This is a genomic window from Pseudomonas sp. UYIF39, assembly GCF_029963765.1.
In the GTDB taxonomy this organism is placed as follows: Bacteria; Pseudomonadota; Gammaproteobacteria; order Pseudomonadales; family Pseudomonadaceae; genus Aquipseudomonas.
Map to the genome: position 1 here is coordinate 340,133 of NZ_JALBYU010000003.1, position 25,101 is coordinate 365,233.

27 protein-coding genes and 1 pseudogene are annotated in these 25,101 nt (G+C 59.2%); 13 read left to right on the forward strand and 15 right to left on the reverse strand.

Annotated features, from left to right (window positions below; all coding sequences use genetic code 11):
• Positions 1 to 6 precede the first annotated feature (6 nt).
• The 5 genes from MO767_RS06440 to MO767_RS06460 all read right to left on the reverse strand — a co-directional run bounded on the left by MO767_RS06440 (position 7) and on the right by MO767_RS06460 (position 5,371).
• Positions 7 to 1,095 (reverse strand): flagellar basal body P-ring protein FlgI, encoded by a 1,089-nt coding sequence (locus tag MO767_RS06440; protein ID WP_282479868.1) that lies wholly within the window; start codon positions 1,093 to 1,095, stop codon positions 7 to 9.
• Between the two features lie 27 nt (positions 1,096 to 1,122).
• Positions 1,123 to 1,818, reverse strand: coding sequence for a flagellar basal body L-ring protein FlgH (gene flgH / locus MO767_RS06445; protein WP_282479850.1), 696 nt, complete (start codon positions 1,816 to 1,818; stop codon positions 1,123 to 1,125).
• Positions 1,819 to 1,870: 52 nt separating this feature from the next.
• Complete coding sequence (gene flgG, locus MO767_RS06450) at positions 1,871 to 2,656, reverse strand: flagellar basal-body rod protein FlgG (protein WP_056742138.1); 786 nt, start codon at positions 2,654 to 2,656, stop codon at positions 1,871 to 1,873.
• A 45-nt stretch (positions 2,657 to 2,701) separates the two neighbouring features.
• Positions 2,702 to 3,442 carry a flagellar basal body rod protein FlgF gene (locus MO767_RS06455; protein WP_282479851.1) on the reverse strand — a complete coding sequence of 247 codons (741 nt, stop codon included), beginning with the start codon at positions 3,440 to 3,442 and terminating at the stop codon, positions 2,702 to 2,704.
• A 363-nt stretch (positions 3,443 to 3,805) separates the two neighbouring features.
• A complete protein-coding gene (locus tag MO767_RS06460) occupies positions 3,806 to 5,371 on the reverse strand; it encodes a sigma-54-dependent transcriptional regulator (RefSeq protein ID WP_282479852.1) in 1,566 nt (521 codons plus the stop codon).
• 280 nt (positions 5,372 to 5,651) lie between these two features.
• On the opposite strand from MO767_RS06460, the gene phhA reads away from it, so the two are divergent.
• The 6 genes from phhA (at position 5,652) to MO767_RS06490 (ending at position 10,074) form a co-directional block, all read left to right on the forward strand.
• The gene (gene phhA, locus MO767_RS06465; RefSeq protein ID WP_149632007.1) at positions 5,652 to 6,437 is read left to right on the forward strand and encodes a phenylalanine 4-monooxygenase; all 786 of its coding nucleotides are present in this window, start codon (positions 5,652 to 5,654) and stop codon (positions 6,435 to 6,437) included.
• Positions 6,438 to 6,541: 104 nt separating this feature from the next.
• The gene (locus tag MO767_RS06470; protein WP_123509107.1) at positions 6,542 to 6,898 is read left to right on the forward strand and encodes a 4a-hydroxytetrahydrobiopterin dehydratase; all 357 of its coding nucleotides are present in this window, start codon (positions 6,542 to 6,544) and stop codon (positions 6,896 to 6,898) included.
• Positions 6,895 to 8,091: an amino acid aminotransferase gene (locus tag MO767_RS06475; protein ID WP_282479869.1), complete on the forward strand. Its 1,197-nt coding sequence runs from the start codon at positions 6,895 to 6,897 to the stop codon at positions 8,089 to 8,091. Before MO767_RS06470 ends, MO767_RS06475 begins: the two co-directional genes overlap by 4 nt.
• A 274-nt stretch (positions 8,092 to 8,365) precedes the next feature.
• Entirely contained in the window at positions 8,366 to 8,497 is a 132-nt protein-coding gene (locus MO767_RS06480; RefSeq protein WP_008156098.1) for a hypothetical protein, read from the forward strand.
• Between the two features lie 74 nt (positions 8,498 to 8,571).
• On the forward strand, positions 8,572 to 8,754 hold the full coding sequence (locus MO767_RS06485; protein WP_074874481.1) for a hypothetical protein: 183 nt from the start codon (positions 8,572 to 8,574) through the stop codon (positions 8,752 to 8,754).
• A gap of 105 nt (positions 8,755 to 8,859) precedes the next feature.
• On the forward strand, positions 8,860 to 10,074 hold the full coding sequence (locus tag MO767_RS06490; protein ID WP_282479853.1) for an MFS transporter: 1,215 nt from the start codon (positions 8,860 to 8,862) through the stop codon (positions 10,072 to 10,074).
• Here the strand turns inward: MO767_RS06490 and arfB are convergent.
• From arfB to tssD, 3 genes and pseudogenes are all read right to left on the reverse strand, one after another.
• Complete coding sequence (arfB, locus tag MO767_RS06495) at positions 10,071 to 10,484, reverse strand: alternative ribosome rescue aminoacyl-tRNA hydrolase ArfB (protein ID WP_008010994.1); 414 nt, start codon at positions 10,482 to 10,484, stop codon at positions 10,071 to 10,073. The genes MO767_RS06490 and arfB overlap by 4 nt on opposite strands.
• A gap of 427 nt (positions 10,485 to 10,911) precedes the next feature.
• Positions 10,912 to 11,532 (reverse strand): DUF4225 domain-containing protein, encoded by a 621-nt coding sequence (locus MO767_RS06500; RefSeq protein ID WP_282479854.1) that lies wholly within the window; start codon positions 11,530 to 11,532, stop codon positions 10,912 to 10,914.
• Between the two features lie 41 nt (positions 11,533 to 11,573).
• Positions 11,574 to 11,786: pseudogene (tssD, locus tag MO767_RS06505) on the reverse strand (type VI secretion system tube protein TssD); the annotation flags it as partial.
• 275 nt (positions 11,787 to 12,061) lie between these two features.
• On the opposite strand from tssD, the gene MO767_RS06510 reads away from it, so the two are divergent.
• Entirely contained in the window at positions 12,062 to 12,904 is an 843-nt protein-coding gene (locus tag MO767_RS06510) for an alpha/beta hydrolase (RefSeq protein WP_282479855.1), read from the forward strand.
• 61 nt (positions 12,905 to 12,965) lie between these two features.
• On the opposite strand, the gene MO767_RS06515 is transcribed toward MO767_RS06510, so the two are convergent.
• The 6 genes from MO767_RS06515 to MO767_RS06540 form a co-directional block, all read right to left on the reverse strand.
• Positions 12,966 to 14,387 (reverse strand): amino acid permease, encoded by a 1,422-nt coding sequence (locus MO767_RS06515; RefSeq protein WP_282479856.1) that lies wholly within the window; start codon positions 14,385 to 14,387, stop codon positions 12,966 to 12,968.
• Between the two features lie 808 nt (positions 14,388 to 15,195).
• The gene (rluB, locus tag MO767_RS06520; RefSeq protein WP_282479857.1) at positions 15,196 to 16,467 is read right to left on the reverse strand and encodes a 23S rRNA pseudouridine(2605) synthase RluB; all 1,272 of its coding nucleotides are present in this window, start codon (positions 16,465 to 16,467) and stop codon (positions 15,196 to 15,198) included.
• A 215-nt stretch (positions 16,468 to 16,682) separates the two neighbouring features.
• Complete coding sequence (gene scpB / locus MO767_RS06525) at positions 16,683 to 17,672, reverse strand: SMC-Scp complex subunit ScpB (RefSeq protein ID WP_282479858.1); 990 nt, start codon at positions 17,670 to 17,672, stop codon at positions 16,683 to 16,685.
• An 11-nt stretch (positions 17,673 to 17,683) separates the two neighbouring features.
• Positions 17,684 to 18,505: a ScpA family protein gene (locus MO767_RS06530; RefSeq protein ID WP_008156118.1), complete on the reverse strand. Its 822-nt coding sequence runs from the start codon at positions 18,503 to 18,505 to the stop codon at positions 17,684 to 17,686.
• Positions 18,506 to 19,135, reverse strand: a complete 630-nt coding sequence (locus MO767_RS06535; RefSeq protein WP_282479859.1) for an L-threonylcarbamoyladenylate synthase — start codon at positions 19,133 to 19,135, stop codon at positions 18,506 to 18,508.
• 13 nt (positions 19,136 to 19,148) lie between these two features.
• Entirely contained in the window at positions 19,149 to 20,012 is an 864-nt protein-coding gene (locus MO767_RS06540; protein ID WP_282479860.1) for a PHP domain-containing protein, read from the reverse strand.
• Positions 20,013 to 20,099: 87 nt separating this feature from the next.
• Between MO767_RS06540 and MO767_RS06545 the strand changes: the two genes are divergently transcribed.
• The 6 genes from MO767_RS06545 to MO767_RS06570 all read left to right on the forward strand — a co-directional run bounded on the left by MO767_RS06545 (position 20,100) and on the right by MO767_RS06570 (position 24,189).
• Positions 20,100 to 20,696 (forward strand): septation protein A, encoded by a 597-nt coding sequence (locus tag MO767_RS06545; RefSeq protein WP_282479861.1) that lies wholly within the window; start codon positions 20,100 to 20,102, stop codon positions 20,694 to 20,696.
• 1 nt (position 20,697) lies between these two features.
• On the forward strand, positions 20,698 to 20,997 hold the full coding sequence (locus MO767_RS06550; protein WP_008156126.1) for a YciI family protein: 300 nt from the start codon (positions 20,698 to 20,700) through the stop codon (positions 20,995 to 20,997).
• Between the two features lie 110 nt (positions 20,998 to 21,107).
• Positions 21,108 to 21,521 carry a translation initiation factor 2 gene (locus tag MO767_RS06555; RefSeq protein WP_282479862.1) on the forward strand — a complete coding sequence of 138 codons (414 nt, stop codon included), beginning with the start codon at positions 21,108 to 21,110 and terminating at the stop codon, positions 21,519 to 21,521.
• A 7-nt stretch (positions 21,522 to 21,528) separates the two neighbouring features.
• Positions 21,529 to 22,206: a response regulator transcription factor gene (locus MO767_RS06560; protein ID WP_027922300.1), complete on the forward strand. Its 678-nt coding sequence runs from the start codon at positions 21,529 to 21,531 to the stop codon at positions 22,204 to 22,206.
• Positions 22,207 to 22,331: 125 nt separating this feature from the next.
• Positions 22,332 to 22,781, forward strand: a complete 450-nt coding sequence (locus MO767_RS06565) for an LTXXQ domain protein (protein WP_282479863.1) — start codon at positions 22,332 to 22,334, stop codon at positions 22,779 to 22,781.
• A 67-nt stretch (positions 22,782 to 22,848) separates the two neighbouring features.
• Complete coding sequence (locus tag MO767_RS06570; protein WP_282479864.1) at positions 22,849 to 24,189, forward strand: HAMP domain-containing sensor histidine kinase; 1,341 nt, start codon at positions 22,849 to 22,851, stop codon at positions 24,187 to 24,189.
• 113 nt (positions 24,190 to 24,302) lie between these two features.
• On the opposite strand, the gene MO767_RS06575 is transcribed toward MO767_RS06570, so the two are convergent.
• Positions 24,303 to 24,869, reverse strand: a complete 567-nt coding sequence (locus tag MO767_RS06575; protein ID WP_282479865.1) for an NAD(P)H nitroreductase — start codon at positions 24,867 to 24,869, stop codon at positions 24,303 to 24,305.
• Positions 24,870 to 25,101: the final 232 nt, after the last annotated feature.

Consider the following 25,101-nt stretch of genomic DNA (forward strand, 5'->3'; position numbering starts at 1 on the left):
CCGCCCTCAGATCACGATCAGGTCGGCTTGCAACGCGCCGGCCTGTTTCAGTGCTTCGAGGATCGCCATCAAGTCACCCGGTGCCGCGCCGACCTGGTTCACCGCACGCACGATTTCGTCGAGGGTGGTGCCCGGGCCGAACTTGAACATCGGCTTGGCTTCCTGCTGCGCGTTGACCCGCGAGCGCGGCACGACCGCCGTCTGCCCATTGGACAGAGGGCCGGGCTGGCTGACGATCGGGTCTTCGGTGATGGTCACGGTCAGGCTGCCGTGGGTCACGGCGGCCGGTGAAACCTTGACGTTCTGGCCGATCACGATGGTGCCGGTCCGCGAGTTGATGATGACTTTCGCCACCGCCTGACCCGGGTCGACTTCAAGGTTCTCGATGATCGACAAATAGTCGACGCGCTGACTCGGATCAAGTGGCGCACTGACGCGAATCGAACCACCGTCGAGGGCCTGGGCAACGCCAGGGCCGAGCATGTCGTTGATCTTGTCGACGATGCGCTTGGCGGTGGTGAAGTCCGAACGATTGAGGTTCAGGGTCAGGCTGTTGCCCTGGTTGAAACCGCTCGGCACCGAACGCTCGACCGACGCACCGCCCGGGATGCGACCGGCCGATGGAACGTTGACGGTGATCTTCGAACCGTCACGACCTTCGGCGTCGAAACCGCCGACCACCAGGTTGCCCTGAGCGATCGCATAGACATTGCCGTCGATGCCCTTGAGCGGCGTCATCAGCAAGGTGCCGCCGCGCAGACTCTTGGAGTTACCGATGGACGCTACGGTGATGTCGACCTGTTGACCTGGCTTGGCGAACGCCGGCAAATCAGCACTGATCGACACCGCCGCGACGTTCTTCAACTGCACGTTGCCCGAACCCGGCGGCACCTTGATGCCGAACTGCGAGAGCATGTTGTTGAACGTCTGCAGGGTGAACGGGGTTTGCGTCGTCTGGTCACCGGTGCCGTTAAGCCCGACCACCAGGCCGTAGCCGATCAATTGGTTGGTACGCACGCCGGAAATACTGGCGATGTCCTTCAGCCGCTCGGCTTGAGCGTTGAAGGCTGCGGACAGCAACAGGGTGGCCACCATCAGGTGTTTGAAGTTCAACGTAGCCACCTAGAAAGGGAACAGCGGGCTGAGGAAGAAACGGTCGAACCAGCCTGGCTGACTCGCATCGGCAAACGAACCGGTGCCCGAATAGGTGATGCGTGCATCGGCGATACGGGTCGACGAAACGGTGTTGTCCGTCGAGATATCGTCAGCGCGAACGAGCCCGGCAATCCGCACCAGCTCGTCACCGGTATTGAGCGTCATCCACTTCTCGCCGCGCACGGCGATGATGCCGTTGGGCAACACGTCAGCGACAGTCACGGTGATCGAACCGGTCAGGCTGTTGCCCTGCCCGGCCTTGCTGTCGCCCTTGGTCGCGCGGTCGCCGCTGTAGCCGGCATCCAGAGTCAGGTCGCCGTTGCCGAGCGGGTTATTTATGTTGGGTGTACTGCCGAACAATGAGGACAGGCCAATGCTGGTCTTGCTGGTCTTGCCCACCTGGGAATTGGCGTTCTTGCTGGCCTGGGTGCGCTCGTTCAGGGTGATGGTGATGATGTCGCCGACCCGGAACGCCTTGCGGTCGCTGTACAGGTTCTGTTCGAAACCGGCCTGGTAGATCGAGCCGTTGTTGGCCGCAGCCGGCAACGGCGTGCGTGGTAACACCGGGGCGTAGTAAGGGTCATTGGGCTTGGGCGTCGGACCGACGCAACCCGAAAGCGCGGCGATCCCACTCAGTGCCAGAACAGATACGAAGCGATTCATGACCCTACCTCACGGTATTGCAGGCGACCTGATGGCCGCCTCATAGACTTGATTACAGATTCTGCGTTACGAACGAGAGCATCTGGTCGGCGGTGGAGATCACCTTGGAGTTCATCTCGTAAGCGCGCTGAGTGGTGATCATGTTGACCATCTCTTCAACGGTGCTGACGTTCGAGGTTTCCAGAGTGTTCTGCAGCGTGGTGCCGAAACCGGCCAGGCCCGGGGTGCCGACTTGCGGCGCGCCGCTGGCAGCGGTCTCCAGGAACAGGTTGTTGCCCACGGCCTGCAGACCGGCAGGGTTGATGAAGTCGGCGGTTTGCAGGTTGCCGATCACCTGGGATGCCGGGTTGCCGGCAACGGTGATGGACACGGTGCCGTCGCGACCGACGGTGAAGGTCTGGGCATCGTTCGGGATGACGATGGCCGGTTCCAGGGCGAAGCCGCTGGCGTTCACGATCTGACCGTTGGAGTCCAGGTGGAACGTACCGTCACGGGTGTAGGACGTCGTGCCGTCCGGCTGCAGAATCTGGAAGAAACCGCGACCGTCGATGGCCATGTCCAACGGCTGCTCGGTGGTTTGCAGGCTGCCGGCGGTGAAGTTTTTCTGGGTGCCAACAATGCGCACACCGGTACCCAATTGCAGACCCGACGGCAGTTCACTGTCCTGGGTCGACTGGGCGCCTGGCTGGCGTTTGATCTGATAGAGCAAGTCCTGGAACTCGGCACGGTCACGTTTGAAACCCGTGGTCGACACGTTGGCCAGGTTGTTGGAAATGGTCGTCAGGTTGGTGTCCTGGGCGGACAGACCTGTTTTGGCAACCCATAGAGCCGGAAGCATTCGATTCTCCTCGTGCGCCTGTTTTACGGCGCGACGTTCTGATAATTAGCTGATCTGCAAGACCCGAGCCATGGCCTGGTCGTCTTCTTTGGCGGTGTTCATCATCTTGATGTGCAGTTCGAACTGCTTGGCCAGGGCCAGTACCGAGGTCATCTCTTCCACGGCATTGACGTTGCTCGACTCAAGGAAACCGGACACCAGTTTGACGCCGGCATCGGCTTGCGCCGGCTTGCCGTCCTTGGTGTGGATCGAACCGTCCAGGCCTTTGGTCATGTTCTTGAAGTCAGGGTTGACCAGCTTGATGCGGTCGACTTCCGCCATCACGCGCGGACCTTCGCCCATCGCACGAATGCTGATGGTGCCGTCCTCGCCCACTTCAACTTGCTGCTCGGGTGGCACGGCAATCGGCCCGCCATTGCCCATCACCGGCATACCGTTACCGGCCCGCAGCACGCCCAGGGCGTCGACGTTCAGGCTGCCGGTGCGCACGTAGCTTTCGCCGCCGTCAGGGTTCTGCACGGCGATCCAGCCATTGCCTTGCACCGCGACATCGAGGTCGCGACCGGTTTCCACCAAGGCGCCAGGGGAGAAATCGGTGGCCGGACGTTCGGACAGGGCAAACGCACGCGCCGGAAAGCTGTCGCCGAACACCGGCATCGAACGCGCCTGTTCCAGGTCTTTCTGGAAACCGTTGGTGGAGATGTTCGCCAGGTTGTTCGCATGAGCCTTCTGCGCCAGTGCATTCTGGCTGGCGCCGGTCATTGCCACATAAAGGTACTTGTCCACACTCTTTCCTCTGCATGCCGGACGTTTGCCGCCCACCGCTGTACTGCTGAGCCACAAGCAATTTGCAGACCAACTTATTTCTGGCGGCGCAGGGCCCGGCAAACAAAGGACTTGAGGGGTTCAGAGGGGAAACGGGGATTGTGTCAAAGACGAAAAACCGGCGGTGTTATGCCGCTTCGCGGCAAGTGCCGACTCTTAGGCTCAACGCGTTGTTGTAGCAGCTGTCGAGCTTGCGAGGCTGCGTACGGCTGCGAAGCAGCCGTAAACCCGGTATGCAAGGTTTTACTGATACACCGCGGTGAAGGTTTTACGACTGCTTCGCACCCGAACGCAGCCTCGCAGGCTCGGCAGCTGCTACAGGACTTAGGCGCTGCCGGGTTCTTTGCCGACTTCGTACTCGCGCAACTTATTGGCAATGGTCGTATGCGAAACCCCCAATCGCTTGCCCAGTTGCCGACTGCTCGGATGCTCGGAATACAAACGCTCCAGCACCGCCTTCTCGAAACGCCCGACAATCTCGTCCAATCCGCCCTCGAGCGAGAAATCGCCAAGCGGCTGACGCACGCCGTAGTCCGGCAGGCGAATATGTTCGGCCTTGACGGTCCCGCCTTCGCACAAGGAAACCGCCTGGAACAACACGTTCTCCAATTGCCGGACATTGCCCGGCCAATGGTAGTGACTGAGCCGCTCCATCGCCGCCGGCGCCAGTTTCGGCAGCGGGCAACCGATCTGCCGGCTGGCCTGATCGAGGAAGTGTTCCACCAGCGGCGTCAAACCATCGAGGCATTCGCGCAGTGGCGGGATGTGCAGTGAAAGCACGTTCAAACGGTGATACAAATCCTGCCGAAACTCACCCCGCGCGCACAATTCGGACAGGTCGACCTGCGTCGCGCAGATCACCCGCACATCCAGATAAACCTCTTCATCGCTGCCCACACGACGGAAACAACCGTCCTGCAGGAAACGCAGCAATTTCACCTGTAAGCGCGGGCTCATTTCCCCGACACCATCGAGAAACAGCGTACCGCCCGCCGTCAGCTCCAGCAGCCCGAGCTTGCCTTCTGCCCGCGCCCCTTCGAAAGCGCCGGGCCCGTAGCCGAACAGCTCCGTCTCAGCCATGGATTCCGGTAGACCGGCGCAGTTGAGCGCCATCAATGGTGACTGGCCCCGCGGACTCGCCAGGTGGCAGGCTCGCGCCAACAACTCTTTACCCGTACCGGTTTCACCTTCTATTAATAGCGGCGCATCCAGCGGCGCCATGCGCCGGGCTTCGCGCACCACCGCGGCCATCACCTTCGAGCTTTGGAAAATGCTGTCGAAACCTCGCAGCTCCTGCTTGCGCACGTTATAGATGCGCTCACCGACCCGGTCGGCGCGGTGTAGCGTGAGAACCGCACCAGCCATGGCTTCGCTGTCGTCATGCTCTGATTGCAGTGGCGCGATGTCGGCGAGAAACACGTCGCCCTTGACCTTCACCCGCAAGCCGTTGATCCGTGACTTGTTGGCGCGCACCAGTTCTGGCAAGTCGAAATCCTCGGCATAACGCGACAGCGGAATCCCCGGCACCTCATCCACCCGCACGCCGAGCAACTGCGCCGCCGCGCGGTTGGCCGCGACGATCGAGCCACCCATGTCGATCGACAGCACCGGAAACTCCAATGCGCCGAGCAACGCATTGAGCTCCATGTGCCGACGCTCGCTGGGCATCAGCCCTACACGCTTGACGCCAAACACCCCGGCAATCGACTCGAATTTCGGACGCAATGCCTGAAACTGAATGTTGATCAGGTTCGGGCAATGCAGGTAGATCGCGTTGCCATGCTCACCGCCAACCTCGCCGCGTGCGACATTGATCCCGTACTCCACCAGCAAGTTGAGAATGTCACGCAGGATGCCGATTCGGTTCTGGCAGTGGACTTTGATACGCATATAAAGGCCCGAAACAGGAGAGATCGATGGCCTGAGCAAGGATTTTTCTGCACAGGCGCCAACTTAGTCGTCAAGATTATGTGACACCTGCACACCATTTCAAACCCGCAAATCTCAATCCCTGCGCTATAGCGCCCGATCCGTAACGAATACTTTACAAAAATCGACGAATTTTCCTACGCACAGCGCGACTCTCGTACTGCAACGCCGCATTTCTTGAGGTATTTCTAGGTCCATAGCAGGACATAACAAGAACGAAATCCCCTAGCAGGAGAGCAGCATGAAGCAGACGCAATACGTGGCTCGCGAGCCCGATGCGCAAGGTTTTATCGACTACCCCGCCGAAGAACACGCGGTGTGGAACACGCTGATTACTCGCCAACTGAAAGTGATCGAGGGTCGTGCGTGCCAGGAATATCTGGACGGTATCGAAAAACTCGGCCTGCCCCACGACCGCATTCCTCAACTCGGTGAGATCAACAAGGTCCTCGGTGAAACCACTGGGTGGCAGGTTGCCCGAGTCCCCGCACTGATTCCCTTCCAGACCTTTTTCGAATTGCTCGCCAACAAGCAGTTTCCGGTGGCGACCTTTATTCGTACCCGCGAAGAGCTGGATTACCTGCAAGAGCCGGACATTTTCCATGAGATTTTTGGCCACTGCCCGCTGCTGACCAACCCTTGGTTCGCCGAATTCACCCACACCTACGGCAAACTTGGCCTGCAGGCTTCCAAGGAAGAACGCGTGTACCTGGCGCGTTTGTACTGGATGACCATCGAGTTTGGCCTGGTCGACACGCCACAAGGCCAGCGCATCTACGGCGGCGGCATTCTCTCCTCGCCGAAAGAAACCGTTTACTGCCTGTCGGACGAACCTGAGCATCAGGCCTTCGATCCGCTGGAATGCATGCGCACGCCTTACCGCATCGACATCCTGCAACCGCTGTACTTTGTATTGCCCAACCTCAAGCGCCTGTTCGACCTCGCCCACGAAGACATCATGGGCATGGTCAAACAAGGCATGCAGCTGGGCTTGCACACACCAAAATTTCCGCCGAAAGCTGCGTGATCCGCTGCTTTTAGAATCAAGTGAGCCTGTCAGGAACCGACGCTTTGGTTTAGCGTGGTGACACTGACGGCCGATTTCCAATAATTCGATTTCAGGAACCCATCATGTCCACATTGAACCAAGCCCACTGCGAAGCCTGCCAAGCCGGCGCTCCTCAGGTCAGCGATGAAGAACTGCCGGTACTGATCAAGCAGATCCCGGACTGGAACATTGAAGTGCGCGACAGCGTGATGCAGCTGGAAAAAGTTTTCCTGTTCAAGAACTTCAAACACGCACTGGCGTTCACCAACGCCGTCGGTGAAATCTCCGAGGCCGAAGGTCACCACCCAGGCCTGCTGACCGAGTGGGGCAAAGTCACCGTGACCTGGTGGAGCCACTCCATCAAAGGTCTGCACCGCAACGATTTCATCATGGCCGCGCGCACTGACGACGTGGCCAAGGACGCAGAGGGCCGCAAATAATGCATTTCGACGCCATCGGTCGAGTACCCGGCGACCCGATTCTCGGCCTGATGGAGGCCTATGCGCAGGACCCCAACCCGCGCAAATTCGACCTCGGCGTGGGCGTCTATAAAGACGCCCAGGGCCTGACACCGATTCCCCAGTCCGTGAAGCTCGCCGAGCAACGTCTGGTGGATCGCCAGACCACCAAGACTTACATCGGTGGCCACGGCGAACCGGCGTTCGGCAAGGCCATCGTTGAATTGGTGCTGGGTGCCGATTCCCCGCTGATCACCGAAAAACGGACCGGCGCGACGCAAACGCCGGGCGGCACCGGCGCGCTGCGCTTGAGCGCCGACTTTATCGCCCAGTGCCTGCCGGGCCGTGGCGTGTGGCTGAGCAACCCGACCTGGCCGATCCACGAAACCATCTTCGCGGCAGCCGGGGTCAAGGTCAGTCATTACCCGTACGTCGGCAGCGATAACCGCCTCGACGTCGAAGCGATGCTCGCAGTACTCAACGAAGCACCGAAGGGCGATGTGGTGCTGCTGCACGCCTGCTGCCATAACCCGACCGGTTTCGATCTGTCCCATGACGACTGGCGCCAGGTGCTGGACGTGGTGCGCAGTCGCGATTTGGTGCCACTGATAGACTTCGCCTACCAGGGCTTCGGCGATGGTCTGGAACAGGACGCCTGGTCGACGCGGTTGTTCGCTGCCGCGTTGCCGGAAGTGCTGATCACCAGTTCCTGCTCGAAGAACTTCGGCCTGTACCGCGACCGCACCGGTGCGCTGATTGTCTGCGCGAAAACCGCTGACAAGCTGGTGGATATCCGCAGCCAACTGGCCAACATCGCCCGCAACCTGTGGTCGACTCCGCCGGATCACGGCGCTGCTGTGGTAGCGACCATCCTCGGTGATCCGGAGCTGAAAAGCCTCTGGGCCGACGAAGTGGAAGCCATGCGTTTACGTATCGCCCAACTGCGCAGCGGTTTGGTTGAAGCGCTTGAACCTCATGGTTTGCGCGAGCGCTTTGCGCACATCGGCGTGCAGCGCGGGATGTTTTCCTACACGGGATTGACGCCGGACCAGGTCAAACAACTGCGCGATCATCACAGCGTTTACATGGTGGGCACTGGCCGGGCGAACGTCGCCGGAATCGATGCCACACGCCTTGATTTGCTGGCCGAAGCAATCGCCGAAGTCTGCAAATAACCATCAAGCACCTGCAATCCCTGTGGGAGCGAGCTTGCTCGCGATAGCGGTGTGTCCGTCAATGTTAATGTCGACTGACACGACCCCATCGCGAGCAAGATCGCTCCCACAGTGCTTTGTGCTACCCCCTCTTCCAGACCTGTCTAGACAATCCCATCCGTCGCAACAATTGGATATAAAAGTCTATTTGTCATTTTTTCTGCTGTATCCTCCCCAAGCTTTTTAAAAGCGCGGATCTACCAGATCTATCAACAGACTTTGCGAGGAGCGCGATATGCACGAGATCCCTAATCTCCCCTTCCCAAGCCTGCACGAAACTGAGCAGACGCCCACGCAACAAGCCGGTGCCCAACAGCCCGAGCCGAAAGAAGCCACTGAACGCCGCAAGGCCGACAGCGAAGACTGATTCACCTGCAATGCCAGACCGTGTGGAAAGCGCTAACATGCGCTTTCCACACCGCCTGAACCCCGAGCCCCACCATGACCGACGACTTCAGCGAAACCCAAGCCAGCGTCCTGATCGGTACCACCGAGAAGATGATTGAGATCTGGAATCGCCTTTCCCCCGAGAAACGCGCCGCGCTGCTCGCCCGCTTCGGCAGCGAAGAAAACGCCCTGGCCGCCCTGGTCACCACGCACCTGGTCGCTCCCGCCAAACCCTGATTCATCCCCGCCCGGCAAATAGTTTTACTTTTTCCACGACCCGCAGCCGCTCGCGCCGCTATCATAAGCAGCCTATCTATCCTGCTTTCCCGTGGATCTTTACCCATGTCTGAAAACCAGCGCCCCCTGGCGGTCACGCTGCAAGTCGTTTCCATCGTCCTGTTCACCTTCATCGGCTATCTGAATATCGGCATTCCACTGGCCGTATTGCCGGGCTACGTCCATAGCGATCTGGGCTTCGGCGCCGTAATCGCCGGGCTGGTGATCAGCGTGCAATACCTGGCCACCCTGCTCAGCCGTCCGTATGCCGGAAAAATCATCGACAACAAGGGCAGCAAACTCGCCGTGATGTACGGCCTCGCCGGCTGCGGTTTGAGCGGCGTGTTCATGCTGATTTCGGCCTGGACCCAAAGCCTGCCGACCTTGAGCCTGATCAGCCTGTTGATTGGCCGTCTGGTGCTCGGCAGCGCGGAAAGCCTGGTGGGCTCAGGTTCGATCGGCTGGGGCATCGGTCGGGTCGGCGCGGCGAACACTGCCAAGGTCATCTCCTGGAACGGGATCGCCAGTTATGGCGCACTGGCCGTCGGCGCACCGCTGGGCGTGCTGCTGGTCAGCCAATTGGGCTTGTGGAGCATGGGCGTGAGCATCGTGTTGCTGGCCGTCCTCGGTCTGGTGCTGGCTTGGCCGAAGACCGCCGCGCCGATTGTGGTCGGCGAGCGTTTGCCGTTCATGCATGTGCTGGGGCGCGTGCTGCCACATGGTTGTGGTCTGGCGCTGGGCTCCATCGGTTTTGGCACCATCGCCACTTTCATTACTCTCTATTACGCCACGCAGCACTGGGACAACGCGGTGCTGTGCTTGAGCCTGTTCGGTGCCAGTTTTATCGGTGCGCGGCTGCTGTTCGGCAACCTGATCAACCGCCTCGGCGGCTTTCGCGTGGCGATGGCCTGCCTGTCGGTGGAAACCCTCGGCTTGCTGCTGCTATGGCTGGCGCCGGACGCTCATTGGGCACTGGCCGGTGCGGCGCTGAGCGGGTTCGGTTTCTCACTGGTGTTCCCCGCGCTGGGAGTGGAAGCGGTCAACCTGGTGCCGGCCTCGAGCCGTGGCGCGGCCGTCGGGGCTTATTCGCTGTTCATCGATTTGTCGCTGGGGATTACCGGGCCGGTGGCGGGTGCGATTGCGGCAGGTTTTGGTTTTGCCTCGATCTTCCTGTTCGCTGCCCTTGCCGCCCTGAGCGGTTTGGCACTGAGTGTTTATTTGTACCGGCAGGCGCCGAAGCATCTCAGTGAAAAGTACCGCGAAGAACGAGAAGCACGCTAAAAATCGACCTTGCCGCGTCCGGCCTTGATGCTGCCGCGCTTGGTCTTGGACTCCAGCCGACGCTTCTTCGAACCGAGGGTCGGTTTGGTCGGGCGGCGTTTCTTTTCGACCTTGGTGGCACTGAGGATCAACTCGGTCAGCCGTTCCAGCGCATCTGCGCGATTGGCTTCTTGCGTGCGGTATTGCTGGGCCTTGATGATCAACACCCCTTCGCTGGTGATGCGACTGTCGCGCAGCGCCAGCAGCCGCTCCTTGTAGAACTCGGGCAAGGACGAGGCCGGAATGTCAAAACGCAGGTGCACCGCGCTGGAGACCTTGTTGACGTTCTGCCCACCGGCGCCCTGGGCGCGGATGGCGGTCAATTCGATCTCGGCATCCGGCAGATGCACGTTGTTGGAAATCACCAGCATGGAGAAGCGTCCAGGTTCAGGACGTGCAGGATACCGCGAATGTCGGTCTGAATAGCAGGTGATCACTGGAACAGGCGAGATCAAGAAGTCATGCCAGACTTTTCTTACAGCGTTCTCGTATTTACAAAAGGGGAGTTGCTTTGTTCTGAATGGCTATACTAATCTCAGACTTCACATCAGTAGGATATGATAGCCAATGAACTTGGAAAACATTCGATACTATTTAGCGGTAACCTGCTTGGTTTTAGGCTGTTCAATTCCTATTATGGGAGCGATTGTCTGGGCAATAACCGAAGTCATACCACTAGAGGGACGCGCCTTGAATATTGCCTACATAGCAACGTATATCCCTATAGTATTACTTGGCTTGCGCTTCTACATTCCAAGACTACGTGGCGTGGCATAACCATAGTCATGCCGCACAACATTAATTGCCGCTCGCCTTCGACGGATCCTCTTTAGCAATCGAATTTAAAACTATAGAATCAACCAAACCCTCGAAAAACAAAGCTAGAGTTCCAGTTTGCTGATAAGACCGTTCATTACTAACAGGATCATGCCTAAATAGCTGCGAAGAACCAGGCTTGCGCACCGTCCTAAACAGGCCATAGCCGGACAAAAGTAAATCGGTAGAGTAATATGCCATGTTACCCTTATAACTATCCCTAAAGAGAGCTTGATAGCCACGCCTAATAGGACCTTGAGCACTAGGCGCATCTGGACCGTTATAAATATTCGCCACCCCTTCAGCGATGTTATTTGCCCCATGACCGATTAGAAGCACACCTGGCACGACTGCGATTCCCCACGACGCACCCGTAATCGCGATGCCGACTTCAACTTGCATCCCGCCTGCCAAAACACCGATACCGTTTTGAGTATAAAAAAGCGCCTTCGACAATAACTCTTCGTGCTCGACTCTTAACTCCTGAACCCCTTGCCAGGCGCTCATGAGCCCTTCATCAACGGCCCGGATAACCTCGTTGGCATAGGATGAAATAATCGAGCTGAATCGTAGCCGTGTAAAACCGTCCGGCAAATGCGTCATGCCGATGTTGCATCCAACTGCAACCAAATCAGAAGCCGCTTTGCTTTGGTGATTATGATAGGCATGTGCTTGCCCGGGCCATCTGCAACACCGCCTTCATTGCCCGTAGACATATCATGCGAGCACGCCAACACCATGATTTCGTCTTCGTGATCAAACTGGCATCTGTTACCTATAGAGCTATGCCCTGAGCAACCAGCAGAAATAAACCCTTGTCGCTTACCGGTAATAGTCATGTAGCTGTTACTGGCCATATGCGCCGCTCGTTAATGTTTTGGAGCACCAGCTTATGACAAAAATAATCCAGCGGGTTGTAGGCCACTTCCGAATTAACGAACTTTACTCTATTTTTTGAGTTTTCAGAAAACACTGTAGTACATGGCAACTTCGCATGTAGGAACCAGACTTCAGAACATTACAAAGCTATCCGCAACATGATTTTAAACACCGACGCCTAGCCTTCTGACGGCAGGCTTCTACGCTAAAGAATCCGGATCACGCCGATCACGCTTTTTGAATGGAGACACCTATGCCCCGTTGCTTGCTTGCTGCTTTCTGTGTCCTGCTGTCATTCAACATTGCTCATGCCGAAGAACGCTGGGAAACATTGCCGGCCACCCCGACCCCGATCACCAGCGCCAAAACCGGCCGTGCCGACGTCAACGGCATCAAGCTCTACTACTCGATCACCGGCCATGGCTCACCCGTCGTGTTGCTGCACGGTGGCCTGGCCAACTCCGATTACTGGGGTCATCAGGTCAAGGCCCTCTCGGCGAAACACACCGTCATTACCCTCGACAGTCGTGGCCACGGCCGCAGTTCCCGGGACGCGCGACCATACGGCTACGATCTGATGGCCGACGACGTGATCGCGGTGCTCGATAAACTGAAGATCGAACGCGCCGACATCGTGGGCTGGAGCGACGGCGCCATCCTCGGGCTCGATATGGCGATGCGATATCCACAGCGCGTCGGCAAGGTATTCGCCTTTGCCGCCAACACCCAGACGTCAGGCGTGAAGGAAGGCGTTGAGAAGAATCCGACGTTCGCCGCCTACATCGAACGCGCAGGCAAGGAATACGTAAAGCTGTCGCCCACCCCCAAAGAATACGATGCGTTCGTCGAGCAGATCAGCCATATGTGGGCAAGCCAGCCAAACTGGACAACGGAAGAGCTGGCGAAAATCAAAGCCCCGATATTGATCGTGGATGGCGACCATGACGAGGCCATCAAACGCGAACACACGGAGTACATGGCGTCGGCCATTCCCGGTGCCGGTTTGTTGATCCTGCCCAATGTCAGTCACTTTGCTTTTATCCAGGACCCGGATTTTTTCAATGCAGCGGTGCTGAGCTTTCTGGACGGGAAATAGCGACCGGACGCAAAAACAACAAACCCGGCACATGGCCGGGTTTGAGGCTTCTGCGTTTACGCTATTTCACGACGGAACCCGCAGCCTGCAACGCATGCCGGTCCCGACGCTTGTTCTTGATGCCGTAGCAAACCCACATGAACGCGACCCACACCGGAATCGCATACACCGAGATCTGAATCCCCGGAATCAGCAGCATCACGCCCAAAATGAACACCACAAACGCCAGGCAGATGTAGTTTCCGTACGGGTACCACAAGGCCTTGAACAGCGGCGTCTGCTTGGTTTTGTTCATGTGCTGCCGGAACTTGAAGTGCGAGAAGCTGATCATCGCCCAGTTGATCACCAGGGTGGCAACCACCAGCGACATCAACAGTTCCAGCGCGTTTTGCGGGATCAGGTAGTTCAGCAACACGGCGATCAACGTCACCGCCGCCGAGGCCAGGATCGAACGCACCGGCACGCCGCGCTTGTCGATTTTCGCCAAGGCTTTCGGCGCATCGCCCTGCTCGGCCATGCCCAGCAGCATGCGGCTGTTGCAGTAGGTGCCGCTGTTGTAAACCGACAATGCCGCGGTCAGGACCACAAAGTTGAGGATGTGCGCAGCGGTGTTACTGCCGAGCATTGAGAACACTTGCACGAACGGGCTGCCACTGTAGGAATCACCCGAAGCGTTCAGGGTCGCCAACAGGCTGTCCCATGGCGTCAGCGAAAGCAGGATAACCAGCGCACCGATGTAGAAAATCAGGATCCGGTAGATCACCTGGTTGATCGCTTTCGGGATCACGGTTTTCGGCTTGTCGGCTTCAGCTGCGGTGAAACCGAGCATTTCCAGGCCACCGAAGGAGAACATGATGATCGCCATGGCCATCACCAGGCCGCTGACACCATTAGGGAAGAAGCCACCGTGGACCCACAGGTTGGTCACCGACGCTTGCGGGCCGCCGTCGCCGCTGACCAGCAGGTAGCTGCCGAGCGCAATCATGCCGACGATGGCCACGACCTTGATGATCGCGAACCAGAACTCGGCCTCACCAAAGACTTTGACGTTCGCCAGGTTGATCAAGTTGATCAAGACAAAGAAGCCGGCTGCCGAGACCCAGGTCGGGATGTGTGGCGCCCAGTAGTGGATGTATTTGCCGACCGCGGTCAGCTCCGACATGCCCACCAGAATGTACAGAATCCAGCAGTTCCAGCCCGACAGAAAACCGGCAAAACCACCCCAGTATTTATGGGCGAAGTGGCTGAAGGAACCGGCCACCGGCTCTTCGACGATCATTTCGCCGAGCTGGCGCATGATCATGAAGGCAATGAAGCCGCAGATGGCGTAGCCGAGGATCATCGACGGGCCGGCGGATTTCAGGACGCCGGCCGAGCCGAGGAACAGCCCGGTACCGATCGCGCCACCGAGGGCGATCAGTTGAATGTGGCGATTTTTCAGGCCGCGTTTCAGCTCGCCTGAATGCGAGTTTTGTCCACTCATGGAAAGGGTCTCACGCAAGGTTTGATGATGTTCGTTAGACGTTGCTGCTCGGTTGCGATTTCAAGCAGCGCCGATCAAACCCCAGCGAAGGCAAAAGGAGTTCAGCGTTTTTACAACGGTCATGCGTCACCTGTTTGTTTTTATCTGTGACGAAATCGAACCCGACACGCTTGTGGCGCGGCGGAGTGAACAAGGCGGATAGCCTTGAGGTTTGCGCTGATGCGCAGGAGGTCACAGTTAAAACGCGGCGCATTGTACACCTGTAACCCCCTGCTGCCAGACACCACTGGATCAGCGTGTCATTTGCCGGGATTGCCTGTGTCCGCCTCGAGGGTCTCGAGCGGCAGCAAAAATAGAGTCAGACCTTTGCGGGTCATCGACAGGAGTGACGGAAAAATCACTCCACGGGGAGAGATGGAGATGAGTCACGGCGTACATTGCGCCTCCTTCTTGTTATGCACCTGCACGACAGGCATGGGGCGCATCTCACCCTTCAACCGCGTCTGAAACAAGCGGGCCAGAGCCCTGCGGATGGATTAAATGGTTCTTGGGCGGAAGGTTTTCCTTACATCCCTTGCGCAAGCGTCAAACCAAGGGCTTTGAGGCTTGATTTCGTCAGTATTTCTTTACATGCCGTAACGTAAATTTGCCGAATCAGATCTCGCTGTAGGCTGACTGCAAATCTTCTCCAACGGCGTGTTGGCGCTGGATGATGAGCCGGTGTTTGATGGGCAGTTTGTCTTCTGATCAGCCAGACGAAAAAAAACGCCAACCCGAAGGTTGGCGTTTTTTATGCGGCGCTTACCAATTACTCAGGTTTGCGACGACCGAAGCCTGGACGCTGGCCCGAACCGGCGGGTGCACCGCGGCGTTTGCCCGATGGAGCATCCTTGTCGACCAGAACGATGCCTGGGCGCTTCTTCGCCGGTGCCTTGGCCGGACGCTTAGTATCGGCCGGACGGTCTGCCACTGGCGTACCACGACCGGCTGGAGCACCGCGATCGCTACGACCACCGCTTGGTGCACCACGGCCTTCGCCGCGCTCGGTGCGACCATTGGCCGGACGCGGAGTGCGTGGACCGCGCTCGCCGTCAGCACGAGGTGCTGCTGGTTTGCGGGCTGGACGCTCGCCTTCGATATGCGGTTCACGAGTATCACGTGGAGTAGCCGCTGTCTGGTTGCCGACCGCTGGACGCAACGTGCGCACGCGCTCGGTCTTGCCCATTGGACGCGACGATTTACGCTGCATGCGGTCGAGCTTGTCTTTGCTCTTGGCGTTCATCTGCGGCATGGCCACAGGCGTCAGGCCCACTTCAGCACTCAGAATGTCGACTTCGTACTGGCTCATTTCGCGCCAGCGGCCCATCGGCAGGTCGGAGTTGAGGAACACCGGACCGAAACGCACGCGCTTCAGACGGCTGACCACCAGGCCCTGGGATTCCCACAGACGACGAACTTCGCGGTTGCGACCTTCCATCACCACGCAGTGATACCAGTGGTTGAAACCTTCGCCGCCTGGCGCTTGCTTGATGTCGGTGAATTTGGCCGGGCCGTCTTCGAGGACGACGCCTGCTTTCAGACGCTCGATCATCTCGTCATCGACTTCGCCACGCACACGAACCGCGTATTCACGGTCCATCTCGTAGGAAGGGTGCATCAGGCGGTTGGCCAGCTCACCGTCGGTGGTGAACATCAGCAGGCCGGTGGTGTTGATGTCCAGACGACCGATGTTGATCCAGCGACCTTCTTTCGGGCGCGGCATCTTGTCGAAAACGGTCGGACGGCCTTCCGGATCAAGGCGGGTGCAGATTTCGCCGTCAGGCTTGTTGTACATGATCACGCGGCGTACCGACTCGGCGGCTTCTTCGCGCTTGATCACCTTGCCATCAATGGTGATGGCGTCGTGCATGTCGACGCGCTGCCCGAGGGTGGCGTCTTTGCCATTGACCTTGATGCGGCCGTGGCTGATCCAGGCTTCTACGTCACGGCGCGAGCCGACGCCGATACGGGCGAGGACTTTCTGCAGTTTCTCGCCTGCTGGGCCGATTTCCTGGTCGTCTTTCTGGTCGTTGATACTCATCTGGGCACCTCCCGGTGTGGTCTGTTCAGGCAGCTCTGAAGTGAGGGACCTGAAGAGTTGAAAGCTGGGTCTAGGGCGAAGGGATCGCCGAAGGGTCGCGAATCATACGCTCATGGGAGCGTTCGCGCATCAGAGACTAGCTGATCAATGGAGACTTACCGGTATTTCCGCCGACCGGTGGCGCCGAGATCGTTCACTCTGCGTGGGAACGATCATCAGTCGTCTTCAAATTCGCGGCGTTCGGCCTCGATCGCTTCGGCGAGGGCCCGGGCTTCGGCTTCTTCGTCGGTCAACTCGGGCTCGGGCTTGTGTTGCTCAAGGGCGGCGACAGCGGCCAGGAGTTTCTCGCGAGCTTCGGCAACGCCAAGTACATCATCTTCCTGCTCTTCTTCGACCGTGGCTTCGGGCTCGACCTGAAGTTTAACTTCGATTTCAGGCTCAAGCTCGGGCTCGGGCTGATCCACAATCCCTTCGGTCTCGGTCACCTCGCCATCGCGCAACAGATCATCGAAATCGGTCTTGAGCCCCTCCTCCATGGTGTCCAGTTCCAGCAACAACGTGTGGAAACTGGTTTCTTCCTTTGGCTCTTCCGGCTCGGCGCTGGCGTCGGCCAACTCCTGCAGTCCGGCAGGCACCGGCGCGTCGTCAAAATCGAGCACAGGGTCAGGCTCAAGCTCGCGCAATTCGGCCAGCGGTGGCAAATCGTCGAGGTTTTTCAGATTGAAGTGATCGAGAAAGGCCTTGGTGGTCGCAAACATCGCCGGTTTACCCGGCACGTCGCGGTAGCCGACGATGCGGATCCACTCACGCTCCAGCAAGGTTTTGACGATGTGACTGTTGACCGCCACGCCCCGCACGTCTTCGATTTCGCCCCGGGTGATTGGCTGGCGATAAGCGATCAGCGCAATGGTTTCGAGCATGGCACGGGAATACCGCTGCGGGCGCTCTTCCCACAAACGTCCCACCCACGGCGAGAACTTTTCGCGGATCTGCAGACGATAACCGGAGGCCACTTCCTTCAGCTCGAAGGCCCGGCCATCGCAGGACTTGGCGAGAATCGTCAGGGCTTTCTTGAAGACCGGCGGCTCCGGCCGCTCGCCCTCTTCGAAGAGTTCGAACAGGCGTTCAAGCGATTGCGGTTTTCCCGAGGCCAACAGAAAGGCTTCAAGCAGTGGCGCCAGCTCGCGGGGTTCAGTCAGGTTCATGATTCAACTCGTTATTCGGCTCGGGCCCGCACGTGGATCGCTGCGAACGGCTCATTCTGCACCAGCTCGACCAAGGATTCCTTGACCAGTTCGAGGATCGCCATAAAGGTTACCACCACCCCCAGACGTCCTTCTTCAGCGGTGAACAGCTCGGCAAAGGGCACGAAACCGCCGCCCTTGAGGCGCTCCAGCACATCGCTCATGCGTTCGCGGGTGGACAGCGCCTCGCGGCTGACCTGGTGACTTTCGAACATGTCGCCACGGCGCAGGACCTCGGCCATGGATAACAGCAACTCTGACAAGCGCACATCCGGCAACAGCTTGCGCGCCCGGGCTTCCGGGGCGTCGAGCTTGGGGACTACCACGTCACGACCCACGCGGCTCAGGCCATCGATGCCTTCGGCTGCGGCCTTGAAGCGTTCGTACTCTTGCAAGCGGCGGATCAGTTCAGCGCGGGGGTCGTCTTCTTCGGCCTCGATCGTTTCGGCACGCGGCAGCAGCATCCGCGATTTGATCTCGGCCAGCATCGCGGCCATGACCAGGTACTCGGCGGCCAGTTCCAGACGCACCGATTGCATCAACTCGACATAGCCCATGTACTGACGGGTGATTTCCGCCACCGGGATGTCGAGGATGTTGATGTTCTGTTTGCGGATCAGGTACAGCAGCAAGTCGAGGGGGCCTTCGAAGGCTTCGAGAAAGACCTCAAGCGCATCCGGCGGAATGTACAGGTCCAGCGGCATTTCCATGACCGCCTGGCCATAGACCATCGCGAAGGGCAGCTCTTGCTGGGCTCCGGCCTGACTGTCAACAACGGGTTCTACTGCAGACATCTACGCCTCGGCCATGAACGGCGTCGGGTCGCCGCAACCAACGCGGATCACCTCCGGCTCGCCGTCGGCGAGGTTGATCACGGTGGATGCCTTGATCCCGCCGAAACCGCCGTCGATGATCAGGTCGACCTGATGCTCGAGTATCTGGCGCATTTCGTAAGGATCGGTCATCGGGTCAGTTTCGCCGGGCAGGATCAGGGTCACGCTCATCAGCGGTTCGCCGAGTTCTTCCAGCAGTGCCATGGCAATCGGATGGCTCGGTACACGCAGGCCGATGGTGCGTTTTTTCGGGTGCAACAACAGCCGCGGGACTTCGCGGGTGGCGTTGAGAATAAACGTGTACGGCCCCGGCAGGTGGGCCTTGAGCAAGCGGAAAAGGCCGGTGTCAATCTTGGCGAATAGGCCCAGTTGCGACAGATCGCTGCAAATCAGCGCGAAATTGTGCTTGTCGTCCAGCCCGCGCAAACGGCGCACGCGCTCCACGGCATTCTTGTCGCCGATCTGGCAACCAATGGCATAGGACGAGTCTGTGGGATAAATCACTACCCCGCCGCTGCGGATGATCTCGACAGCCTGTTTGATCAGGCGCGCTTGCGGGTTTTCCGGATGAATCTGGAAAAATTGACTCACATTCTCTACCTGTTCAGACGGCGGCAATAATTGGGTCATGTTTGAATCGACACCACAGTGGCGGCAGATCCTCCGGGAGCGGGCGGTACTCACCGATCTCGGACCAGCCTCCAGGGCCATGAAAATCACTGCCGGCGCTGACCAGCAGACCGAACTCACGGGCGAGAATCGCCAGGCTGCCCACTTGCTCGGCGGGCTGATGGCCATTGACCACTTCGATCGCGTGGCCCCCTGCTTGAATATAGTCGGCAATCAGCCGGCGACGTTTGCTGCGAGTGAAATCGTAGTGCCACGGATGCGCCAGGCTGACCCAGGCCTTGGCGGCGCGCAGGGTTTCGACCGTGTCTTCCAGGGTCGGCCAGTGTTGCTTGACGTCCCCCAGCTTGCCGGCGCCCAGCCATTTGCGGAACGCTTCGGCGCGATCCTTGACGAAACCTTCACGCACCATCCAGTCGGCGAAATGCGGGCGGGCCGGCGCGTTGCCACTGTCGCCCAGTTCCTGCTGGATGGCCCGGGCCCCTTCCAGCGCTCCCGGCATGCCTTTCAATGCCAATTTTCGGCTTATTTCTTCGGACCGTAACCAGCGGCCATCGTGCAATCTTGCGATGGCCTCGACCAACGGTGCGGCATTGACATCAAATCCGTAGCCCAAAACGTGAATGGTCGCGCCGCCCCAGGTGCAGGACAATTCGACGCCGTTGACCAGTTGCATTCCCAGCGCGATCGCTGCACTGCGAGCCTCTTCGAGGCCTTCAAGGGTGTCGTGATCGGTCAAGGCCAGGACTCGCACGCCTTTCTCGAACGCACGCGCAACCAGTACTGCAGGCGCGAGAGCGCCATCGGAGGCCGTGCTATGGCAGTGCAAATCAACATTCACGGGACTTTTTTACCTCAAATCAGCTGGCGCTATCGCGCGCCCATATGTTTGTTATTATGCCGCCACATCCTGCTTCTGGCTGCCACTGTGAAACAATTCATCGATTTCATCCCGCTTCTGCTGTTCTTCATCGTTTTCAAACTCGATCCTCGGGTCGTCGACATTGCCGGCCACGAGGTCACTGTAGGCGGAATTTACAGCGCCACCGCCATGCTGATCATCAGCTCCCTGGTGGTTTACGGCACGCTGTTCATCAAGCAGCGCACGCTGGAGAAGAGCCAGTGGCTGACCCTCATCGCCTGCCTGGTCTTCGGCAGCCTGACCCTGGCGTTCCACAGCGAAACCTTCCTGAAATGGAAAGCTCCAGTGGTGAACTGGCTGTTCGCCCTGGCGTTCATTGGCAGCCACTTCGTCGGTGAACAACTGCTGATCAAACGCATCATGGGCCACGCGCTGACCCTGCCGGAGCCGGTCTGGACCCGCCTGAATATTGCCTGGATCGGGTTTTTCCTGTTTTGCGGTGCCGCCAACCTGTTCGTCGCGTTCACCTTTCAGGACTACTGGGTTGACTTCAAAGTCTTCGGCAGCCTGGGCATGACGCTGCTGTTCCTGGTCGGCCAGGGCATTTACCTGTCCCGCCACCTGCACGACGCCGATACCACAACGCCAAAAACCGAGGACTGACATGCTTTACGCAATCATTGCCACAGACGTCGCCAACTCCCTGGAAGCCCGCCTGGCCGCACGGCCTGCACACCTTGAGCGCCTGCAAGTGCTCAAAGGTGAAGGTCGCATCGTTTTGGCCGGTCCACACCCGGCGGTCGACAGCAATGATCCGGGCGCTGCGGGTTTTACCGGCAGCCTGATCGTCGCCGAATTCGATTCCCTGAGCGCCGCCCAGGCCTGGGCCGACGCTGATCCGTATATCGCCGCAGGCGTCTACGCCAACGTTTCGGTCAAGCCGTTCAAGCAAGTCCTGCCGTAATACCCCTCCAGCGCGATGAACCTTATCGGTTCATCGCGCTCTCAACGCTCATTATTCTCGTTTACCGGCCGACAACCTGCCCAATACTCGTATTGGAATCAGGAGTGGCGATGCGCAAAGGTCCGTTGTGTCTGATGTTGGTGACGTTGTCGATCGTGGCCCCTGCTCACGGTGAAGAAAGCGCCGAGGGCGGTAGTTCCACGCCATTATCCCTGAGCGCCGGCAGCCAGATCACCCAGTTGCAACAGCGCTTGAAGGTAAGCGAACAGCAACGAGAAGAACTGAGCAAACAACTGCAAAATACCGATGCCGAACGCGAAAGCGCTCAGCTGAGCCGGTTGCGCCAAGAGAATCAGCGCCTCAAGCTGCAACTCAAGGAAGCCCAGGCCAACAGCCCGCTACCGCGTCTATTGACCGATCAGCAACAGTGGTTCGTCATCGGCGGCGGAGTAGCGCTATTGGCGCTGCTCTGCGGTATCTTCGCCAGTGGTGCCACCAGAAAACGCAGGCAATGGCTAAATTGAGTGAGTCATGAGCGAGCTGTTATTAATTGATGATGACCAGGAGCTGTGTGAGCTCCTGAGCAGTTGGCTGAGCCAGGAAGGCTTCCAGGTCCGCGCCTGCCACGATGGTCAGAGCGCCCGTCGCGCACTGGCCGAAACGTCGCCGGCAGCCGTGGTACTGGACGTGATGCTGCCGGACGGCAGCGGTCTGGAGCTGCTCAAGCAATTGCGCAGCGATCACCCGGACTTGCCGGTGCTGATGCTTTCGGCGCGCGGTGAACCGCTGGACCGCATCCTCGGCCTGGAACTCGGCGCCGACGATTACCTGGCCAAACCGTGCGACCCACGGGAACTGACAGCCCGCCTGCGCGCCGTGTTGCGCCGCAGTCATCCGGCAGCAGTCTCCAGTCAGCTCGAACTGGGCGACCTGTGTTTCAGCCCGGTACGTGGCGTGGTCAGCATCGATGAACAGGAATTCACCCTCACCGTCTCCGAAAGCCGTCTGCTCGAAGCCCTGCTCAAGCAACCCGGCGAGCCGCTGGACAAACAGGAGCTGGCGCAAATTGCCCTCGGCCGCAAGCTGACGCTGTACGACCGCAGCCTGGACATGCACGTCAGCAACTTGCGCAAAAAAATCGGTCCACACCCCGACGGACGTCCGCGCATCGTGGCCCTGCGCAGCCGTGGCTATTACTACAGCCTGTAAGTTTTGTCAGGTCGGCGAGAACTCGTCTTTACCCAAGCTTTACGCTCCGCTGACCGCCGCTGACCTTGATCTCCGTAATCTGTACTCATCCGGAACGTACCGGGAACGAGACAAGGAGATTCACCATGCGCAAGACTCTTATCGCTCTGATGTTTGCTGCCGCCCTGCCGACCGCTGCCATGGCGATGCCTGAAGGCGCAGGCTCCATGGGTGGTCCGATGGATGGCCCGCGCCACGGCGGTCAGATGCACGAGCACGGTAAAGGCGGCCCATACAGCCAGCTGGATTTGAGCCGCGAACAGCGCGAGCAGATCCGCAAAATCATGGGCGAGCAGATGCATGATCGCCAGCAACTGGTCGAAAAGTACCTGGAGAAACTCTCCCCGGCTGACCAGAAAGCCATGAAAGACGAAATGACCGCCAAACATCAGAAAGCCGAAGCCGATGTGCGCGCCCTGCTGAAACCGGATCAACAGAAGAAATTCGACGAGATCCAGAAAAAACAGGCTGAGCGTCGCGCCGAGTGGGCCGAATTCAAGGCCTGGAAAGCGCAACAACCGCAAAAAGCGCAATAATGATCTAGCGTCACGCCCCAGCCCAACGGTTAATCGCCGTTGGGCTTTCTTTGTTTGAGGACTTTCTGTGCGCTCATTGTTCTGGCGTATTCTGGCCAGCTTCTGGCTGGCCATCGCTCTGGTTGCAGGGCTTTCCATTCTGCTCGGGCACATGCTCAACCAGGACGCATGGATCCTCAGTCGCCACCCGGGCCTCAACACCCTGGCCGAGGAGTGGACGCAAACCTACGAAGCCCAGGGCGAAGAAGCTGCCCAGGACATTCTCGAACAGCGCAAACGCCAGTATCACATCGACGTTCAAGTCCTTAACGAGAGCGGCGACCCGGTGGTGCGCGGTACCTTCCCACGCAGGGCGGCCGCCTTCGAAGCGCGACAGAATAACGACGACCGTCGCCTGCCATGGCGACGTCTGACCGCGGAATACACCAGCGAAAAAACCGGCGACACCTACCTTCTGATTTATCGCATTCCGCACCCGGAACTGGACTCCTGGCACCGCGAAAGCCTGCTCTGGCCATTGAGTGCGCTGGGTATCGCGCTGGTGGTGCTGACCTTGTTCAGTCTGTTCGTCACGCTGTCGATCACCCGCCCACTCAATCGCTTGCGCGGCGCGGTGCATGATCTGGGGCAAACCACCTACCAACAAAACAGCCTGGTAAAACTGGCTAACCGCCGCGATGAGTTCGGCGTGCTGGCCAACGACTTCAACCGCATGGGCGCGCGCCTGCAAAGTTTGATCGGCAGCCAGCGGCAGTTGCTGCGGGATGTGTCCCATGAGCTGCGTTCACCACTTGCCCGGCTGCGCATTGCGCTGGCACTGGCCGAGCGGGCCAACCCTGAAGAACGGCAAAAACTCTGGCCGCGCCTCACTCGGGAGTGCGACCGTCTGGAAGCGCTGATCAGCGAGATTCTGGTACTGGCGCGGGTCGATGCCGACAACGCCAGCGCCGAAGAGGTTGATCTCAATGCGCTGCTCAACACCCTGCAAAAGGATGCTCAATTGGGTTCGCCGGAGCAGAACGTGCACCTTGAGGCCGAGCCGCAGCTGAACCTCAAAGGCTGGCCGACGATGATCGAGCGCGCCCTCGACAACCTGCTGCGCAATGCTCAGCGGTTCAACCCGGCGGGACAGTCGATTGAAATGCAGGCGGTGCGTCAAGGTGAGCGGATTGTGGTCAGTGTGCGTGACCACGGGCCAGGCGTAGAGGCTACGCATTTGAGCCAGTTGGGTGAGCCGTTCTATCGGGCGCCGGGGCAGACGGCGGCTGGACATGGTTTGGGGTTGGCCATTGCGCGTCGTGCGGCGGAGCGGCATGGCGGGAGTCTGGTGCTGGCCAATCATCCAGATGGCGGGTTTATCGCCAGCCTGGAATTACCGTTGGTGCCGGGGGCAGTTGTTCAGCCGTAGCGCCGTGGTGATGCGAAAAGATCGCAGCCTCGTTTCACTCGACAGCTGCTACAGAGATCCGTGCGCACCTGTAGCAGCTGTCGAGTGAAACGAGGCTGCGATTCTTTTGATCTTCAGGACATGCCGGGCCAGGCGCTGACGAACTCAGCCAGATCAACCTTCTCCGCCACGCGCGGCTCTTTCTGCGGTGTGCCAAGGTAAAGAAATGCAATCACCTCTTCCCCTTCAGCCAGGCCCAACCCCTTGGCCACATGCGCCGAATACGCCAGTTCACCCGTGCGCCACACCGCGCCAATCCCTTGCGCATAAGCCGCCAGCAAAATCCCGTGAGCCGCACAGCCCGCCGCCAGCAGTTGTTCGGACTTCGGATATTTAACGTGGTCCTGCAACCGGGCGATCACCACAACCACCAGCGGCGCGCGCAGTGGACCGTTACGCGCCTTGTCCAGCGCCGCCTCGGACACCTCACTGTCCTGCAGCTTCGCCGCTTCGGCCAGCAACTCGCCCATTTGCTCGCGCGCCGCGCCTTCGACTGTCAGGAAGCGCCAAGGCTGCAAGTGGCCATGGTCTGGCGCTCGCATCGCAGCGCCAAACAACACTTCGCGTTGTTCTGCGGTCGGTGCCGGTTCGAGCAGTCGTGGAACGGAAACACGGTTGAGCAAAGCGTCGAGAGCCTGCATCGGCCACCTCCTGAAAAAAATGTTTGGCTATTCTAGGGCCTGCCATCAATTATTGCCTGCGCCGCGTTGTGCCTGAAAGCGGCCCAGGCAAGGCGCAGTCCGCCGGTAATGGTCGTTCCCTTGCCAAGGACTGCAACGCAGCCTGGCCCGCTTTCAGGCACAACCCGAAGGGGGGGGGCGGGGGGGGGGGGGGGGGGGGGGGGGGGGGGGGGGGGGGGGGGGGGGGGGGGGG

Coding starts and splice junctions, on each gene's coding strand:
- MO767_RS06440 (WP_282479868.1), bottom strand. CDS start 1,095: ATGGTGGCCACCCTGTTGCTGTCCGCAGCCTTCAACGCTCAAGCCGAG.
- flgH (WP_282479850.1), bottom strand. CDS start 1,818: ATGAATCGCTTCGTATCTGTTCTGGCACTGAGTGGGATCGCCGCGCTT.
- flgG (WP_056742138.1), bottom strand. CDS start 2,656: ATGCTTCCGGCTCTATGGGTTGCCAAAACAGGTCTGTCCGCCCAGGAC.
- MO767_RS06460 (WP_282479852.1), bottom strand. CDS start 5,371: ATGCGTATCAAAGTCCACTGCCAGAACCGAATCGGCATCCTGCGTGAC.
- phhA (WP_149632007.1), top strand. CDS start 5,652: ATGAAGCAGACGCAATACGTGGCTCGCGAGCCCGATGCGCAAGGTTTT.
- MO767_RS06470 (WP_123509107.1), top strand. CDS start 6,542: ATGTCCACATTGAACCAAGCCCACTGCGAAGCCTGCCAAGCCGGCGCT.
- MO767_RS06480 (WP_008156098.1), top strand. CDS start 8,366: ATGCACGAGATCCCTAATCTCCCCTTCCCAAGCCTGCACGAAACTGAG.
- MO767_RS06485 (WP_074874481.1), top strand. CDS start 8,572: ATGACCGACGACTTCAGCGAAACCCAAGCCAGCGTCCTGATCGGTACC.
- MO767_RS06490 (WP_282479853.1), top strand. CDS start 8,860: ATGTCTGAAAACCAGCGCCCCCTGGCGGTCACGCTGCAAGTCGTTTCC.
- arfB (WP_008010994.1), bottom strand. CDS start 10,484: ATGCTGGTGATTTCCAACAACGTGCATCTGCCGGATGCCGAGATCGAA.
- MO767_RS06500 (WP_282479854.1), bottom strand. CDS start 11,532: ATGACGCATTTGCCGGACGGTTTTACACGGCTACGATTCAGCTCGATT.
- MO767_RS06510 (WP_282479855.1), top strand. CDS start 12,062: ATGCCCCGTTGCTTGCTTGCTGCTTTCTGTGTCCTGCTGTCATTCAAC.
- MO767_RS06515 (WP_282479856.1), bottom strand. CDS start 14,387: ATGAGTGGACAAAACTCGCATTCAGGCGAGCTGAAACGCGGCCTGAAA.
- rluB (WP_282479857.1), bottom strand. CDS start 16,467: ATGAGTATCAACGACCAGAAAGACGACCAGGAAATCGGCCCAGCAGGC.
- scpB (WP_282479858.1), bottom strand. CDS start 17,672: ATGAACCTGACTGAACCCCGCGAGCTGGCGCCACTGCTTGAAGCCTTT.
- MO767_RS06530 (WP_008156118.1), bottom strand. CDS start 18,505: ATGTCTGCAGTAGAACCCGTTGTTGACAGTCAGGCCGGAGCCCAGCAA.
- MO767_RS06550 (WP_008156126.1), top strand. CDS start 20,698: ATGCTTTACGCAATCATTGCCACAGACGTCGCCAACTCCCTGGAAGCC.
- MO767_RS06555 (WP_282479862.1), top strand. CDS start 21,108: ATGCGCAAAGGTCCGTTGTGTCTGATGTTGGTGACGTTGTCGATCGTG.
- MO767_RS06560 (WP_027922300.1), top strand. CDS start 21,529: ATGAGCGAGCTGTTATTAATTGATGATGACCAGGAGCTGTGTGAGCTC.
- MO767_RS06565 (WP_282479863.1), top strand. CDS start 22,332: ATGCGCAAGACTCTTATCGCTCTGATGTTTGCTGCCGCCCTGCCGACC.
- MO767_RS06575 (WP_282479865.1), bottom strand. CDS start 24,869: ATGCAGGCTCTCGACGCTTTGCTCAACCGTGTTTCCGTTCCACGACTG.